The 15948-nt window shown below is 63.6% G+C and carries 15 protein-coding genes; 3 read left to right on the plus strand and 12 right to left on the minus strand.

Annotated features, from left to right (window positions below; translation table 11 throughout):
• Positions 1-226: 226 nt before the first annotated feature.
• From nagE to JMY24_RS13810, 5 genes are all read right to left on the minus strand, one after another.
• Positions 227-2044, minus strand: coding sequence for an N-acetylglucosamine-specific PTS transporter subunit IIBC (nagE, locus tag JMY24_RS13790; RefSeq protein ID WP_128594207.1), 1818 nt, complete (start codon positions 2042-2044; stop codon positions 227-229).
• Between the two features lie 73 nt (positions 2045-2117).
• Positions 2118-4709, minus strand: a complete 2592-nt coding sequence (gene ptsP, locus JMY24_RS13795) for a phosphoenolpyruvate--protein phosphotransferase (protein ID WP_128594206.1) — start codon at positions 4707-4709, stop codon at positions 2118-2120.
• Between the two features lie 11 nt (positions 4710-4720).
• The gene (locus JMY24_RS13800; protein WP_128594208.1) at positions 4721-5728 is read right to left on the minus strand and encodes an SIS domain-containing protein; all 1008 of its coding nucleotides are present in this window, start codon (positions 5726-5728) and stop codon (positions 4721-4723) included.
• Positions 5721-6824, minus strand: a complete 1104-nt coding sequence (gene nagA / locus JMY24_RS13805; RefSeq protein WP_128594205.1) for an N-acetylglucosamine-6-phosphate deacetylase — start codon at positions 6822-6824, stop codon at positions 5721-5723. Before nagA ends, JMY24_RS13800 begins: the two co-directional genes overlap by 8 nt.
• Positions 6825-6932: 108 nt before the next feature.
• A complete protein-coding gene (locus JMY24_RS13810; protein WP_020067018.1) occupies positions 6933-7667 on the minus strand; it encodes a GntR family transcriptional regulator in 735 nt (244 codons plus the stop codon).
• 368 nt (positions 7668-8035) lie between these two features.
• Here JMY24_RS13810 and JMY24_RS13815 point away from each other — a divergent pair, with 368 nt between their 5' ends.
• The gene (locus JMY24_RS13815; RefSeq protein ID WP_128594204.1) at positions 8036-8962 is read left to right on the plus strand and encodes a bifunctional helix-turn-helix transcriptional regulator/GNAT family N-acetyltransferase; all 927 of its coding nucleotides are present in this window, start codon (positions 8036-8038) and stop codon (positions 8960-8962) included.
• A 6-nt stretch (positions 8963-8968) separates the two neighbouring features.
• Here the strand turns inward: JMY24_RS13815 and JMY24_RS13820 are convergent, their stop codons facing one another.
• Entirely contained in the window at positions 8969-9781 is an 813-nt protein-coding gene (locus JMY24_RS13820; protein WP_128594203.1) for a MetQ/NlpA family ABC transporter substrate-binding protein, read from the minus strand.
• Positions 9782-10051: 270 nt separating this feature from the next.
• On the opposite strand from JMY24_RS13820, the gene JMY24_RS13825 reads away from it, so the two are divergent.
• The gene (locus tag JMY24_RS13825; protein ID WP_128594202.1) at positions 10052-10342 is read left to right on the plus strand and encodes a YciI family protein; all 291 of its coding nucleotides are present in this window, start codon (positions 10052-10054) and stop codon (positions 10340-10342) included.
• A gap of 118 nt (positions 10343-10460) precedes the next feature.
• Here JMY24_RS13825 and JMY24_RS13830 read toward each other — a convergent pair whose 3' ends face one another.
• From JMY24_RS13830 to JMY24_RS13850, 5 genes are all read right to left on the minus strand, one after another.
• Positions 10461-11078: an SCO family protein gene (locus JMY24_RS13830; protein WP_128591441.1), complete on the minus strand. Its 618-nt coding sequence runs from the start codon at positions 11076-11078 to the stop codon at positions 10461-10463.
• Positions 11079-11082: 4 nt separating this feature from the next.
• On the minus strand, positions 11083-11988 hold the full coding sequence (gene cyoE, locus JMY24_RS13835; protein ID WP_128594201.1) for a heme o synthase: 906 nt from the start codon (positions 11986-11988) through the stop codon (positions 11083-11085).
• Positions 11989-11994: 6 nt separating this feature from the next.
• Positions 11995-13104 (minus strand): COX15/CtaA family protein, encoded by a 1110-nt coding sequence (locus JMY24_RS13840; protein WP_128594200.1) that lies wholly within the window; start codon positions 13102-13104, stop codon positions 11995-11997.
• A gap of 23 nt (positions 13105-13127) precedes the next feature.
• The gene (locus JMY24_RS13845; RefSeq protein ID WP_128594199.1) at positions 13128-13790 is read right to left on the minus strand and encodes an SCO family protein; all 663 of its coding nucleotides are present in this window, start codon (positions 13788-13790) and stop codon (positions 13128-13130) included.
• A gap of 69 nt (positions 13791-13859) precedes the next feature.
• The gene (locus JMY24_RS13850) at positions 13860-14576 is read right to left on the minus strand and encodes an SURF1 family protein (RefSeq protein WP_128594198.1); all 717 of its coding nucleotides are present in this window, start codon (positions 14574-14576) and stop codon (positions 13860-13862) included.
• A 108-nt stretch (positions 14577-14684) separates the two neighbouring features.
• On the opposite strand from JMY24_RS13850, the gene JMY24_RS13855 reads away from it, so the two are divergent.
• Positions 14685-14894 carry a twin transmembrane helix small protein gene (locus JMY24_RS13855; RefSeq protein ID WP_020067028.1) on the plus strand — a complete coding sequence of 70 codons (210 nt, stop codon included), beginning with the start codon at positions 14685-14687 and terminating at the stop codon, positions 14892-14894.
• 165 nt (positions 14895-15059) lie between these two features.
• Here the strand turns inward: JMY24_RS13855 and JMY24_RS13860 are convergent, their stop codons facing one another.
• Complete coding sequence (locus JMY24_RS13860) at positions 15060-15917, minus strand: cytochrome c oxidase subunit 3 (RefSeq protein WP_020067029.1); 858 nt, start codon at positions 15915-15917, stop codon at positions 15060-15062.
• Positions 15918-15948: the final 31 nt, after the last annotated feature.

Genomic DNA, 15948 nt, shown 5'->3' on the forward strand with positions numbered 1-15948 from the left:
CGCTGCGCGACAAGACGGGGACGCGTGCCAGATACGCTAAACGGTTCAACTTGCAGCACGCTAACGAATAGCTTGATCGGCATTGCGCCGGTAAACGCAAAGCGGCACCTCGAATCAAGGTGCCGCTTTTTTATTGCGCTGGTTGCCGGGCCGTTCAGTTGCCCGCTATCGCATCACGGCGTGGCATGAAGCGCCTTGAAGCGCTTTGCACGCCACGCTTGTTTGATCAGGCAGGCAGAGGCGCCGCACCGCCGCTGGCCGGCACGCGCGTGGCCAGTGTTTCCGCGTAACGCCGCGCCGCATCGCCGACGACGATATGGAACGTATCCGCCGCGACCCACGCCGTGTCGAGCGTCGCGAGACGCTGACGATCCACTGCCGACGGATCTTGCACGACGATACGCAGACGCGTTGCCGCGACGGCGTCGAGCGACTTTATGTTACCGGCGCCGCCGAACACCGCCAGCCAGCGCAATGGATCGGGATCGAGCGGACCGGTTGCGGCACGCGACGCACCACCCGCGGTCACCGCCGCCGAAGCCGAACCCGAAGCCGAACCCGAAGCCGAGACCGCAGCTGGCGCAGCAGCCGAAGCAGCCGGCATTACCGCAGCGGCATCGTTGCCGCCGCGCTCCATCGCAGTCCGAATTTCATCTGCGATGATGTCCGCTTCCGGCCCGATAATGACCTGCACGTTCGTCGCGCCGCGCTTGAGCACGCCGCGCGCGCCGATCGTCTTCAGTTCGTTCTCCGACACCTTGCTTGAGTCCACGACCGACAGACGCAGACGCGTCGTGCATGCATCCACCACCGAGAGATTCGACGCGCCGCCCAGCGCCGCGATATAACGCTGCGCGCGCGGCACGGCAGCGCCGGCGGCAGGCGAAACGAAACCGCCGGCCGCGAACGAATCGACTTGCTCGTCGGCAGCGGCCGGTTCGCGGCCCGGCGTCGCCATGTTGAACTTGCGAATGAAGAAGCGGAACAGGCCGTAGTACACCACCGAATACGCAATGCCGACCGGAATGGCCAGCCAGCCCTTCGTCGAAAGGCCGTAGTTCAGCACGTAGTCGATCGCGCCCGCGGAGAACGTGAAACCGAGGTGAATGCCGAGCGCAGAACAGATCGCGAGGGCAAGACCCGTCAACAGCGCGTGGATCACGTATAGCACCGGCGCGAGGAACATGAAGCTGAACTCGATCGGTTCCGTGACGCCCGTCAGAAACGACGTAAGCGCCATCGAGAACAGCAGACCGCCCACGACCGCGCGGCGCTCCTTCGGCGCTTCATGGAACATCGCGAGACACGCGGCCGGCAAGCCGAACATCATGACCGGAAAGAAGCCCGTCATGAACGTTCCGGCGGTCGGATCGCCGGCGAAGAAGCGATGCAGATCGCCGGTTACGGCGACGCCGCCCGGCGGCGTGAAGGTGCCGAACACGAACCACGTCAACGAATTGAGGATGTGGTGCAAGCCCGTAACGAGCAGCAGCCGGTTCAGCACGCCGAACACGAACGCGCCGAACGCGCCCGCCGTGGTCAGCCAATGGCCGGCCGTGTCGATCACGCTCTGCACCGGTTGCCACACATAGCCGAACACAATGCCGAGCGCGAGACAGACCACGCCCGTGACGATCGGCACGAAGCGTTTCCCTCCGAAGAACGCCAGGTAGTCGGGCAGCTTGATGTCCTTGTAGCGGTTGTACAGCAAGCCCGCCACGATACCCGCCACGATCCCGGACAACACGCCCATGTTGAGCTTGTCGTTGATGTCCTTCATCACCGCGACTTCGATCAGATAACCGATCGCGCCCGCGAGACCCGCGACGCCGTTGTTGTCCTTTGCAAAACCGACCGCCACGCCGATTGCGAACAGCAGCGGCAGGTTGTCGAAGATCGCGCCGCCGGCGTCGGCGATCATCTTGATGTTGAACACATCGGGCTGGCCGAGGCGCAGCAGCAGGCCGGCAACCGGCAGCACTGCGATAGGCAGCATCAGCGCGCGTCCCAGGCGCTGAATCTTCAGAAACGGGTTCCCATCCATTGATACCTCCAATCCCTTGTCTCGTTGTCGACGGACGTCGTTGAGTTATGTAGCGTTGCGTACCGTGCAGGGTTCAGTCCAACGGCCACGTTTCGCGGCTTACTGCTCTTACCGCCTGCGCCGATTCGAGCGCCAGCGCATCCTGGGCGCGTTGACGGCACAGTTGATAATCGAGGTTGCGCACCCGCGCCTTGATGCCCGGCACCGAAACCGGGTCCACCGAAAGCTCGGTCACGCCGAGGCCAACGAGCAGCGGCATCGCAAGCGGATCGCCCGCCAGCGCACCGCATACGCCGACCCATTTGCCATGCCGGTTCGCGCCTTGCACGGTCGCCGCGATCAGCCGCAGCACAGCCGGATGCAGACCGTCGGCCTGCGCAGCGAGATCGGCCTGACAGCGGTCCATGGCAAGCGTGTATTGCGTCAGGTCATTGGTGCCGATCGACAGAAAGTCCGCGTGTTGCGACAGTTGGTCGGCCAGCAACGCCGCCGACGGCACCTCAATCATCACGCCGACTTCGATCGGCTCGGTGCGGCCCAGCTCGCGAGCGAATTCGTCGATTCGTTTGCGGATCTGGATCAGCTCGCCGGCATCGGTCACCATCGGCAGCAAAATGCGCACGGCGCCAAACGGCTTCACGGCGAGCAGGCCGCGCAGCTGATCGTCGAGCAGATCGGGGCGCACCTGCGCGAGGCGAATGCCGCGCAAGCCGAGCGCGGGGTTCGGCTCCGGCGGCAGCGTGAGGTAATCGACTTCCTTATCCGCGCCGACGTCGAGCGTGCGGATGATCGCCGTGCGGCCGCTCAATGCGTCGACAATGCCTTGATAGCTTTGTCGATGCTCGTCCGTGGTCGGCGCGGCTGCGCGGTGAATGAATAGCAGTTCGGTACGCAGCAGGCCCACCGAGTCCGCGCCGTTTTCGACGGCCGTTTTCGCGTCGTCGAGCGTCGCGATGTTCGCGGCGACTTCGATCGCGCGGCCATCCGCCGTGACCGCAGCTTGCTGCGACGTACGGCGGTTCGCTTCGCGCACGCCCGCGAGGCGGCTGCGCTCGAGACGCGCGCGTTCCACATCGAACTCCGTCGGTGCAAATTCCAGGCGGCCGGTGGTCGCGTTCACCACGACCTGCGTGCCTTCGGGAATCGCATAGAGCGCATCGCCGACGGCTACCAGCGCGGGAATGCCCGCCTGCCGCGCGAGAATCGCCGCATGCGACGTCGCACCGCCGCGCGCCATTACGAGAGCCGTGACGCGCGAGCGATCCAGTGCGGACAAATCGGACGGCGTGAACTCTTCCGCGGCGAGCACGGCTTCGTCCGGGAGCATGCGCGCCGCGGCATTCGTATAGCCGAGCGCACGCAGCACGCGCTTCTCGATGTCGCGCAGATCGGCGGCACGCTCGGCGAGCAATGCGTCCTCAATATTGGTAAGGATGGCTATCTGTGCGCGGATCGCTTCGCGCCACGCAAAGCCCGCGCTCTTGCCGAGACTGATCAGATCGCGCGCGGCGTCGAGCAGCGTGGGGTCTTCGAGCAAGACACGATGCACCGCGAAAATACCCGCCTCGCCGACCGCGCCGCGTTGCGACGCGTCGCGCACCGTCGTGCCGAGGTCGGCGTCGACGGTCGCAATCGCCTTGTCGAGCAGACGGCTTTCCGCAGCCGATGTGCCGCTTGCCTGTTCGGGCGGATCGATGTCCGCGTCGTCCCAGCGCACGAGCTTGCCGATAGCCACACCCGGCGCCGCGCAGACACCGGCGAGCGTGTTCGGCGCGAGAGCCTCGCCTGCCGCCGGTGCCACCGTTTGCGGTGCGGGCGAACTTTGCCGCGCCGGCTTCTCTTCGACTTCGCCGTGTGCCTCGCGGGTCAGTTCCTGAGCAATCGCGTCGACCGCGGCTCGGGCTTGCGGACCCACACCGAGTAACTCCACAGTCGCGCCTTGACCTGCGCCGAGTCCCAGCAGTCCAACCACGCTTTCAATTGCCGCCTTGCGCCCTTCGTAACGCACTTCGACACGTGCATCGAAACCGCGTGCCGCTTCACGAGCACGCGCTGCCGGCCGCGCATGCAGGCCGCCCGCGTGAACCAGGGCGACTTGCGCCCGCGCTTCTTCGGTCACGCTCGTTGCGCTCAACTGACGCGACGCGTCGGCCGCGGCACCGTCGCGAGGACGCAGCAACAACAGCGGCGTTTCACCCGCCTTCAGCATGCCGCCCTGCGCGCGCTCGACGATTTCGAACGCGTCCGAGTTGGCAATAGCGATGACAGAAACAAGGCTCGGCGCATGCAAGGCGATTTGATCCTGATCGAACTCGATCAGCACGTCGCCGGCATGCACGTGTGCGCCCTGCTCGACCATGGGCGCAAAGCCTTTGCCGTTCAGCTCGACAGTGTCGATACCGATATGCAGCAGAATCTCGGCGCCCTCCGCTGTCGCCAGCGTCACGGCGTGGCCGGTGCGCGCGAGATGGGTGACGGTTCCCTCGCATGGCGCGACGAGTCGGCCCTCGAGCGGATCGACGCCGATCCCGTCGCCGAACATGCCGCCCGAAAACACCGGGTCGGGCACGTTCGCGAGCAGCACGACCGGACCGGTCATCGGCGCGAGCAAGACAATATGGCCTTCAGAATGGCTCATTAAACGGGACTCCTCGACACGTCGCATCTGATTTCTCGTCAGTGAGTTTCGGTGACTTTGTTGAGATGGCGCGGCGCATCGGGATTGCGCCCGCGCGCGGCGGCAAGGCCCGCGGCCATCACGTAAAAGGACAGGATGGCGGCGATCGGATCGAGCGCCGCGTGAGCGGTGGTAGCGAGCGGCAGCGTCGCTTCCGGTACATCGGACGGAGCGGCGAGCAATACGCGAGCGCCCCGCGCCTGCATGTCGCGCGCGAGTTGCAGGAGACCGGCCTGCTCCGGTCCGCGCGGAGCGAACACCAGCAGCGGATAGTCGCGGTCGATCAGTTCCATCGGACCGTGCCGCACTTCCGCGCTAGAAAACGCTTCTGCCTGAATGCCGGAGGTTTCCTTCAGCTTCAACGCGGCTTCCTGCGCGATGGCAAGGCCGAGACCGCGTCCGATCACGATCATGCGTTCGATGCCGCGCAGTTCGTCGACGGCCTTCGACCAGTCGAGCTTGCCGGCGGTCTGCAACGCGTCGGGCAGCGTATTCAATGCAGCCAGCAGTTCCGCATCGCGCTGCCAATGCGCGACCAGTTGCGCGGAAATCGAGAGCATCGCGATGTAGCTCTTGGTGGCCGCAACGCTCAGTTCAGGACCGGCAACGAGCGGCAGATGCCACTCGCACGCGTCGGCGAGCGGCGAAGCCGGTGCATTCACTGCGGCAACGGTCAACGCGCCCGCCTGGCGCAGCGCCTGCATCGTGCCAACCAGATCAGGACTCTTGCCCGATTGCGAGAACGCCAGTGCAAGCTGATCGCGAACTTGTAGCGGCGCCTGTTGCAGCGTCGCGACCGACATGGGCAGCGACGCGACCGGCACACCGAGGCGGCTCATCGTCAGGCTTGCGAAGTAACTCGCCGCATGGTCGGAACTGCCACGTGCGACCGTCAACGCGACATGGCGCGGTTGCTGTGCGAGCCGGGCGGCCAGGGCCTCGACGCGCGAGGTGTCCGTGAGTTGCGCGGCGACCGTTTCTGCGGACGCCAGCGCCTCTTTAAGCATATTCGACAATTGCATCTCCTTCGACGTATGTCGCGCTCAACGCCAGTTCACGATCGAACACGACGACGTCGGCCCATGCACCGCGCGCGATGCGGCCGCGGTCTTCGATGCCGAGGTAGTCGGCGGCGTAGCGCGACAAACGGTTTGATACATCGGCGATCGGCAGACCGATCGACACCAGATTGCGCAGCGCCTGATCCATGGTCAGGGTGCTGCCGGCGAGCGTGCCGTCGGCGAGACGCACGCCGCCCAGACACTTCGTCACGTGTTGGCTGCCGAGACGGTATTCGCCGTCGGGCATGCCGGTCGCCGACGTGCTGTCCGTGACCACGTACAGACGCGGAATCGCGCGCAGTGCGGCGCGGATCGCGCCCGGATGGACGTGCAGCAAGTCGGGAATGATTTCGGCGAATTCGGCATGCGCGAGCGCCGCGCCGACGAGGCCAGGATTGCGGTGATGCAGCGGCGACATCGCATTGAAAAGATGAGTGAAGCCGCACGCGCCGTGCTTGAGCGCGGCAACGGCGTCGTCGTAAGTGCCGAGCGAATGGCCGAGCTGCACGCGCACGCCGCGCGCCGCCATCTCGGAGATGATGTCCATGTGACCGGCAATTTCAGGCGCCAGCGTGACGACGCGAATGGGCGCGATGGACAGATACTTGAGCACTTCGTCCATCACGGCAGAGACGGCTGCGTCGGGCTGCGCGCCGAGCTTGCCGGGGTTGATGTACGGCCCCTCCAGATGCACGCCGAGCACCCGCGAGCAGCCTGGCGTGCGCACGCGCGCGACGTCGCCGAGACCGGCGACCACGCTCATCAGTTCGTCGCGCGGCGCGGTCATGGTGGTGGCGAGCAGACTCGTCGTGCCGTAGCGCGCATGTGTGCGCGTGATGGTTTCGATCGCGTCGCCGGCTTCCATTACGTCCGCGCCGCCGCCGCCATGCACGTGCAGGTCGATGAAGCCTGGCAGGATGTACGGTGCGTCGTTCGTCGCGGGATCGACGCGCTCGCCGGTGAGCGTCGTGATGCGGCCGTTTTCGTATTCGAGCGTGCCGTGAATCCACCCGTCGGTGGTGAGTATGTTTCCGGTCAGCATGAGTCTCTCTTGCAAGGCGTGATACAGGGCGTGGCTGAATTGCGCTGAGGGTGCGACGTGCGGGCGCAGCGTGCGGTTGCGAACCACGCGCCCACTCGGATGCGGCGCTCAGGTCCGCAATTCAGCGACGAAGTCGTAGTAGTCGTCGCGGCAATAGGTGTCCGTCAATTCGATTGCGCGCTGGTCGGCGCTATAACCGATACGGGTAATGACCAGCAGCGCCGAGCGCGGTTCGATATCCATGAGTGAAGCGATCTCGCTCGAAGCGTTGACCGCGCGAAAGTGCTGCAACGCGCGCACAACCGCCGCACCGCGTTGCTCCAGATAGCTGTAGAGTGAGACGCCGATTGCCTGCGGATCGGGAACGATCGCGACAGGAAGCGCCGAATGCTCGACCGCCATCACGATGCCGTCTGCGCGGCGCAGCCGGCGCAGGCTCGCCACCGCTGCGCCGGGCGACAAACCGAGGCGCACCAGCTCCTCCCGATTGGCGGCGCGGATATCGCGCTCTAGCCACACCGAGTCCGGTCGGAAGCCGCGCTGCTGCATCTTCTTGGTGAAGCCGGTGAGCCGCGACAGCGGATCTTCGACGCGTGGCGTGATGAAGCTGCCCGCGCCGCGCGCGCGCCGGATCAGCCCTTGCTCGACCAGCAGTTCGATTGCCTTGCGCGCGGTAATGCGCGACACGCCGATTGCGTCCGACAGCGTACGCTCCGAAGGCAGCGCCTCACCTGCCGACCACACCCCGCAATGGATCGCGGTCGCCAGATTGCGCGCGAGTTGCAAATAGAGCGGCGTGACGTTGCGAGCGTCAGGCATAAGTGCGGACCAGCGAGTTTCCATGGCGCTCCGGCGGCAGTGGCGAAAGGTTCGGCCTGCAAAAAAGAGAGCCCATTATATAACCAACATAATACCAGTCAACGAACTGGTTCTATGCCGGTATGACCGGGCGCAAAGCCTTGCGGAACAAGCTTCTCAGGCCAACGAGCGCGTCTTGCGTGCCGGTTCGGAGGTCCCAGGACTTACCCGTATTCGAGACAAGTTAAGCGTGCCGCAGACCCAATTGCGAACCAGTTCATGATGTCTGGAAGTGTGCACGTTCGTACCTTTTGGATCCGCAAGCGGTTCGTCCGGACGCGCGCGGTTTTGTTAATGAGGGCGCGTTCCAATATAGTGGTATGCGAATCCATAAAAAAAACGGAGATCAGCATTTGACCGATTCCGAGACGCTGCGACGGGCCCAGGCAGTCCGCCATTTCAATCGCTTCTACACGCGGCTTATCGGCGCTCTGCACGAGCGCCTGGCTCGCAGCACGTTCTCGTTGACGGAGGTGCGCGTGCTGCACGAACTGTCGCGCGGAAGTGCGCAGACGGCGTCGGTGCTCGGCCGCGCGCTTGGACTCGACAGCGGTTATCTGAGCCGCTTACTCACCAGTTTCGAGCGTCGCAATCTGATCACGCGACGGCCGTCCGAGACGGACGCGCGCCAGTCGCTGATCGAACTGACGTCCAACGGCCACGCGGCCTATGCGCCGCTCGACTCGGCGGCTGTTCAGGAAGTGCTGGACCTGCTGGGCGGGCTCGGCGCGGCCTCACAGGAGCAGTTGATTGCCGCAATGAACATTATCGAAAGGCTGCTCGGCGACAAGCCGCAGCAGGACGCCATTGAACTGCGCGCGCCGCGCCCGGGCGAATGCGCCTGGCTCGTGCATCGACAGGCGCAGTGGTTCGCGGCGCAATATGGCTGGGACGGGTCGTTCGAAGGGCTGCTTGCGCGCGTGGTCGCCGACTACACCCAACGCAACGATAGCGTTCGCGAAACGTGCGTCGTCGCCGATCAGAACGGCATGGTGGTGGGCGCGGTGTGCATCGTCGCAGTGTCGACGACGGTGGCCGGCGTGCGCCTCTTGTGGGTCGAGCCGGACTTGCACCGTCTTGGCATTGGCACCCGCCTGATGACCGAAGCAACGCGGTTCGCGCGGCGCGCGGGTTACACGAGACTGACGTTGACCACGGCCAGCGCGCTGGAAGAGCCGCGGCGCCTGTGCAAGCGCGCCGGGTTCGAGCTCGTCAGCACGGCGCCGGAGCGCCGTTTCGGCAAGGACCTGATGATCGAGCGATGGGAGTTGGGACTGTAAGCCGCGTTAGAACGACGGCACCACCGACCCCTTGAACTGCGTCTTGATGAACTGGCGCACATCTTCCGACTGATACGCGGCAACCAGCTTCTTCACCCACGGCTTGTCCTTGTCCTGAGTGCGCACTGCAATCAGGTTCGCGTACGGGCTGTGAATGTCTTCGAGCGCAATCGCGTCTTTGGTCGGCTGCAGACCGGCAGAAAGCGCAAAATTCGTGTTGATCGCGGCTGCGTCGACATCGGCCAGCGAGCGCGGCAATTGCGCAGCATCGAGTTCAACCAGCTTGATCTTCTTCGGATTCTCAGCGACGTCGAGCGCCGTCGCATTGTTGCCGTTCGCGCCCGCGCCGGCCTTCAACTTGATCACGCCTTGCGTCTGCAGGAGCAGCAGCGCGCGGTTCTCGTTCGACGGATCGTTCGGCACGGCGACCTTCGCCCCTTGCGGCAGATCCTTCAGCGACTTCAGCTTCTTCGAGTAGATGCCGAGCGGCGAGATGTAGGTGAGGCCCGCGTTGACAATCTTGTAGCCGCGCTGCTTGATCTGGCTGTCGAGATACGGCTGATGCTGGAAGCTGTTGGCGTCGAGATCGCCGGCGTCGAGCGCGGCGTTCGGCTGCACATAGTCGTTGAATTCGACGACCTTCACGTTCAGACCTTCACGCTTCGCCACCTTGGCGACGACTTCCCAGATCTGCGCGTCCGGGCCGCCGATGGTACCGACCTTGATGACTTTGTCGTCGGCATGGGCGCCGAAGCTGGTGACGATCGCCGCGCCGGCGATCACTGCGGAGAGGGCTTTGAGGATGTTTCTGCGCTGCATGTAATTCTCGCTGTTTCTAATCGAATCCGTTTGCAATGAGATCCGGGTGATAGCCGGAGGCAGGCACTAATGACACGCAGGTAAGAACGGGATAACAGCGCGCCGCCGACTGGACCGTAAATCGTCTCATATGCCGTGCGAGATGTGAAATACCGCAATCACATATGGGTATGCGCAGCGCGATTGCGCGGCGAAGAGCCACGCTGTGGCCGATAATTCGAAACGTTGCCGCGAGTGTCCGCGGTACTTCAATCACCTGCGAGGACGCCCATGTATGTCATCAACCTGATCTATACCGCCCCGCTCGAGCGCATGGACGACGCGCTGGAAGCACACCGTGCGTTCCTGACCACACATTTCGAAGCAGGTGTCTTCGTGGCCGCGGGACCGAAAGTGCCGCGCGACGGCGGCATCATCCTGGCGGTGCGGATCGAACGCGACAGGCTGGATGCGATCCTCGCAACCGATCCGTTCGCCGTGCAGAAGCTCGCGCGTTACGAGGTGACCGAGTTCAAGACCACACGGCTTGCGCCGGGGTTGAATCTGCCGATACCGGTTTGAGTTGGTGCGGCTCGCGTGTGGTTCCTGTGCGGCTGTTGTGCGGCTCCTGTTCTGCTCTTGTGCGAGTCTTGCGGCATTCGTGCCGCATTTATCCGTTGGAGAATAAGCGGCCGCCGCGTCAGTCAAGCAGCAGCTTGATATCGTGTACCCAAGGCGCGGCGCCCTGGCCGTCGCGTGCGAAAAGGCGTAGCTTGCCCTCGGGGTCGAACACATAGCTCGCCGCTGTATGGTCCATCGTGTAGCTGTCGGGTGTCTTGCCGGGCACCTTCGCGTAGTAGACGCGGAAGTCTTTCGCCACTTTCTTGAGCTGCGCCTCGTCAGCGGGGCGCAGGCCCACGAAAGTCGGATTGAACGCGGGGACGTATTGCGCGAGCAGCGCGTCAGTGTCGCGCTCGGGATCGACGGTGACGAACAGTACTTGAACGCGCTTTGCGTCTTCGGGGCCCAGTTGCTGCAGCGCTTGCGAGAGCTCGGCCATCGTGGTGGGGCAAACGTCCGGGCAATGTGTGTAGCCGAAAAACAGCACCACGACCTTGCCTTTGTAATCCGCCATTGTGCGAATCTTGCCGGACGTGTCGGGCAATGAAAAGTTGCTTCCGAACTGAGTATTGCCGGTGAGGTCCAGGTTCTGGAACGCTGGCGTCTGCTTGCCGCAGCCCGCCACGAACAACGCGCTGCCGAGCGCGCAGGCAATCACAGCAGCACGCGCCGCACGCGCGAAGCGGGTATTGAGCATGGTATTACGCGCCGATCACAACGCGCACATAGTGGTCGACCAGCAGCGCGGCAAACAGCAGCGACAGATAGACGATTGAGTAACGGAAGGTTCGGCGCGCCAGATTGTCGGAGTACTCGAGGTAGATCTTCCACGCGTAGGCGAGAAACACCGCGCCGAGCACCACAGCTGCCGCGAGGTACACCACGCCGCTCATGCCTGAAATGAACGGCATCATCGTGACGGCGAACAGAATTACTGTGTACAACAGAATGTGCAGCCGCGTGTACTTTTCGCCGTGCGTGTTCGGCAGCATCGGCAAGCCGGCGTTTTCATAGTCTTTGCGGCGGTACAACGCGAGCGCCCAGAAGTGCGGCGGCGTCCATACGAAAATGATCAGCACGAGAATCCACGCGTCGCCCGGCACCTGACCGGTGACGGCGGCCCAGCCCAGCGCCGGCGGCATGGCACCCGACGCGCCGCCGATCACGATGTTCTGCGGCGTGGCCGGCTTGAGCAGCAGCGTATAGATGACGGCATAGCCGACGAACGTGGCAAGCGTGAGCCACATGGTCAGCGGATTGGCGAACGTGTACAGCGTCCACATGCCGAGGCCGCCGAGCACGGCCGAGAACAACAGAATCTGCCTAGTGGTGATTTCGCCGCGCGCCGACGGACGCCACGAGGTGCGCCGCATTTTCGCGTCGATTTTTTGTTCGACGAGGCAGTTGATTGCGAACGCCGCTCCGGCGAGCAGCCAGATGCCGACGGTGCCGCCGATCAGAACCGTCCAGGGCACCATGCCGGGCGTCGACAGAAACATGCCGATGACGGCACAGAACACGGCAAGTTGCGTGACGCGCGGCTTGGTCAGCGCAATGTACTGCGAGATCCGGCTGCCGGGCGTTTGGGGAAGTGTTGTGCTGTCCATGTGGATTCACGCTGGCGCGGCATCGCGCGCAGGCAACACGGCGCGGCCGGGACGGCTATAAGCGATTCGAAAGTTTAACATAACGAGCAGGAGCAACAGGATCGCCGCGCCTCCGTTATGAGCTACCGCAATAGGCAACGGCCATTGCAGAACGATGTTCGACAATCCGGTGACGAACTGGATCAGCACCACCAGCAAAACGCCGTTGGCCGGACGCCGCAGCGACTCGAAGCGGCGCAATTGCAGCGCGAACCACACGAGGTAGCCGACGACCACGAGCGCGAAGGTGCGGTGCGTCCAGTGAATCGCTACCAGCGCATCTTGCGTGATCATGTCGCCGTTGCCTGTCATGCCGAGCGCACGCCACAAGTGAAAGCCGTGGGCGAAGTCCATCGGCGGAACCCATTGGCCGTTGCAGGTGGGGAAATCCGTACACGCGAGCACCGCGTAGTTGGTGCTGACCCAGCCGCCCAACGCGATCTGCGCAATCAACAGCACGAGACCCGCGACCGCCGCGACGCGCCAGCGCGCGGCTTCGGGCTCGTAGGCGGGCAACGGCGTCTGGCGCGCGGCGAGCCAGCCGAGCGTGCCCAGTAGCGCGAGGCCGAGCAGCAGGTGCGTCGTTACGATGACCGGTTGCAGCTTCATCGTCACCGTCCATGCGCCGAATGCGCCTTGCACGAGAATCAGCAGCAGCAGCGAAGTCGGCCACCAGGGCGACACGTGCAGCGGACGCCGCTTGATGCGCGCGGTCCATGCAATGACCGTCTGCGCGATGATCAGCACGCCGATCGCCATCGCGAAGTAGCGGTGAATCATTTCGATCCAAGCCTTGGTCATGCTGACGGGGCCGGTGGGCATCGCCTGATGCGCGGCGGTGATTGCCGCATGCGCGATAAACGGCGACGACGTGCCATAGCAGCCGGGCCAATCCGGACAGCCGAGCCCCGAGTCCGTCAGACGCGTGAAGCCGCCGAACATCACGAGGTCGAGCGTGAGGAAAGTGGTGAGCCACACGAGCTTGCGGAATTTGTCGTCGTCGGCCTTGACCCACACATAAGACAGCGGCAACAACGCGATACACAAGCCGATCAGGCCCAATTGCAGTACGAACATCTTCTCTTACCCTGGTTGCTGCATCAGCCGATGCTCGACCACTTCAGCAGCTTGGTCACGTCGCCCTTGATCTTGCTCGGGTTCGGATCTTTCGGGAAACGCATCATCAGATTGCCGTTCGGATCGACCATGTAAATATGGTCGGTGACCTTGGTGCCGTTCGCGGTCGGCAGCCACGCCGACACCTGCGCCGGATCGGCCAGCAGTATGTTGGTGTCGGGATAAGCCTTTTGTATCACGTCCGCCACGTTCCCCGCACCTGTACGAAGCCACACTTCGACGACGCGCTCGCGTTCCGGGCCCTGTGCCGCGCGGATTTGCCGCATGAAGTAGAGCTTCGTCACGCACGCTTTGTCGCAGGCGGTGTCGTCGACGGAGATCAGCAGCCAGTGGCCACGCAACGTGGCGAGTTTGAGCGGTTTGCCGTCTTCACCAGTCACGACGAGCGACTCGGGAATCGGCCGTTGTGGTTCGACGAGCGTGCCGTAACTGGTGCTGCCGCCGCTCGGCTTCACCACGTAGTACATGAAATACGACACGGCGATAGGCGCCGCGCAGACGATCGCGAGCAGCAGCAAGATCCAGCGGCCGCGCTCCCAGGAGCCCTTGCCGTTGGGCTGGCCGGGCATCGGTTTGGCGGCGGCGGGTTTGCCGGCTTGCGGCGAACGGGGAGATGGCGTCGACACTACATGACCTCTTTCAATAATTGTGCGGCTCGCCTCACTCGTGCAGAGCCGCGCCGGGCACGCGCTGCATCACACGATGGGCGCCTGCGGTTTTCTGGCGGCGCGGCGCGCGGCGTACAGGCCGAAGGCCAAAGCCGCGGCCGCCATGCCCCACCACTGGAACATGTAGCCGTAGTTGCGCTCGACGCCGCTGCTTGGAGCCGGCCAGTCGCGCACGAGTTTGTCGCCGTCGTCGCTCAATTGCTGTATCACGAACGATTGCAAGGGCAGTGCGGTTTCGGCGGCATACGCGGCGACGTCGAGATTCTGGCGAATCGCCTGATGCGCGGCCGAACCGCCCTGCCCCAGTTCGAACGCGCGTGACGCATCCGCACGGGCAATCCCTTCGATCTCGATTTCGCCCTGCGGCGTAGTGTACGGCGCAATCGTCTCGCGATTATTGATGTTACGCGGCAACCAGCCACGATTGACGAGCACATAACCGCCGTCGTTGAGTCTAAAAGGCATCACCACGTAAAAGCCCGGCTGATCGTTATACGGACGATTGTCGAGATACACGACCTTGTCCGCGACAAACGTGCCGCGCGCTTTCACGCGATGGAATTCGATGTCCTTCAATGCCACCGGCGCGCTGGTGACAGGTTGCGCGGGCGCGTTCTCGAACTGCGTGATGCGTGCCTCGAGTGCTTCTTTCTGATGCGCGCGGTCGCGCTGCCAGAAGCCGAGCCGCAAGGTCACCGCGACCACGAGCAGAATCAACAACGCGGGAACGAGGCGGATCTTCATCGACGGCACTCCATGCCCGGCCTGAGCGTGGTGGCAAGCGTAGGGCAAACGCCGGCGCGCGGTGAGATAATGGCCACCTTGCCTTCGCGCTTTTCCGTTTCAGCTTCCATGCACATTCTCGTTCCCATTGCCTTCGTCCTGATCATCGCCAGCATGGTGTCGGCGCTGTATTTCATGATGCATGACAAGGGCAAAACCAAGCGGATGGTCTGGTCGCTCGCCACGCGAGTCGGACTTTCTATCTCGCTCTTCCTCTTCATTCTGTTTGCTTACTGGATGGGCTGGATTCACTCAACCGGCATACCGTACGGGCGCTGAGCCTGGCGCAACCATCGCTGCCCTAAACAAAACGCCGCCCTGACAGGGTCGAGGGCGGCGCTTCACAATCCTGCTCACTACTCGCGTGCGCGGTGTTCCGAAGGACGCTGCGCGACGGCCCCCGCACGGTCCGGCATAGCCAGCCGCGGCGCGGGGCTACCAGCCTTACAGCCAGTACACGACCACGTAGAGTCCGAGCCAGACCACGTCGACGAAGTGCCAATACCAGGCCGCGCCTTCGAACGCGAAGTGGTGTTCCGCGGTGAAGTGTCCGCGAATCATCCGCACCAGCACCACCGCGAGCATCGTGCCGCCGAGGAACACGTGAAAACCGTGGAAGCCCGTCAGCAGGAAGAACGTGGAGCCGTACACGCCCGAAGCCAGCGTGAGGTTCAGTTCGTTATACGCGTGGAAGTATTCGAAGCCCTGCAGGAAGAGGAAGCACACGCCCAGCACCAGCGTAGCTGCCAGCCAGATGATTGCCTTCTTGCGATGATCTTCACGCAGTGCGTGGTGCGAGACCGTCAGCGTGGCTCCCGAAGAAAGCAGCAGCGCCGTGTTGATGGTCGGCACCGGCCACGGCGTCATTGACTTGAAGGTCGACACGAGCGACGCGGGACCGTTGTTCGGCCACACCGCCGAGAAATCCGGCCAGATCAGCTTGTAATCCAGACTCGCCAGTTCGTGCAGCGCGATTGCGCGTGCGTAGAAGAGCGCGCCGAAGAAAGCGCCGAAGAACATCACTTCGGAGAAGATGAACCAGCTCATGCTCCAGCGGTATGACTTGTCGACATTCTTGCCGTACATGCCGCCTTCGGATTCGGCAATCGCGTCGCCAAACCAGTGCCACAACGTAAAGAGCAGCCACAACAGGCCGACGACAACGCCGATCGGCGCCCAGTCATGTTCGTTGATCCACGCCGCAAGCGATCCGAGCATGACCAGCAAACCAGCGGCGGCGCTGATCGGATGCCGCGACGGATGCGGTACGAAATAGTACGGGCTCTCGTTTTGACCGCTCATTCTTGATTCTCCACTTCAGTCCAGTTGTTCC

The sequence above is a fragment of the Paraburkholderia kirstenboschensis genome (assembly GCF_904848585.1).
Lineage (GTDB): Bacteria > Pseudomonadota > Gammaproteobacteria > Burkholderiales > Burkholderiaceae > Paraburkholderia > Paraburkholderia kirstenboschensis.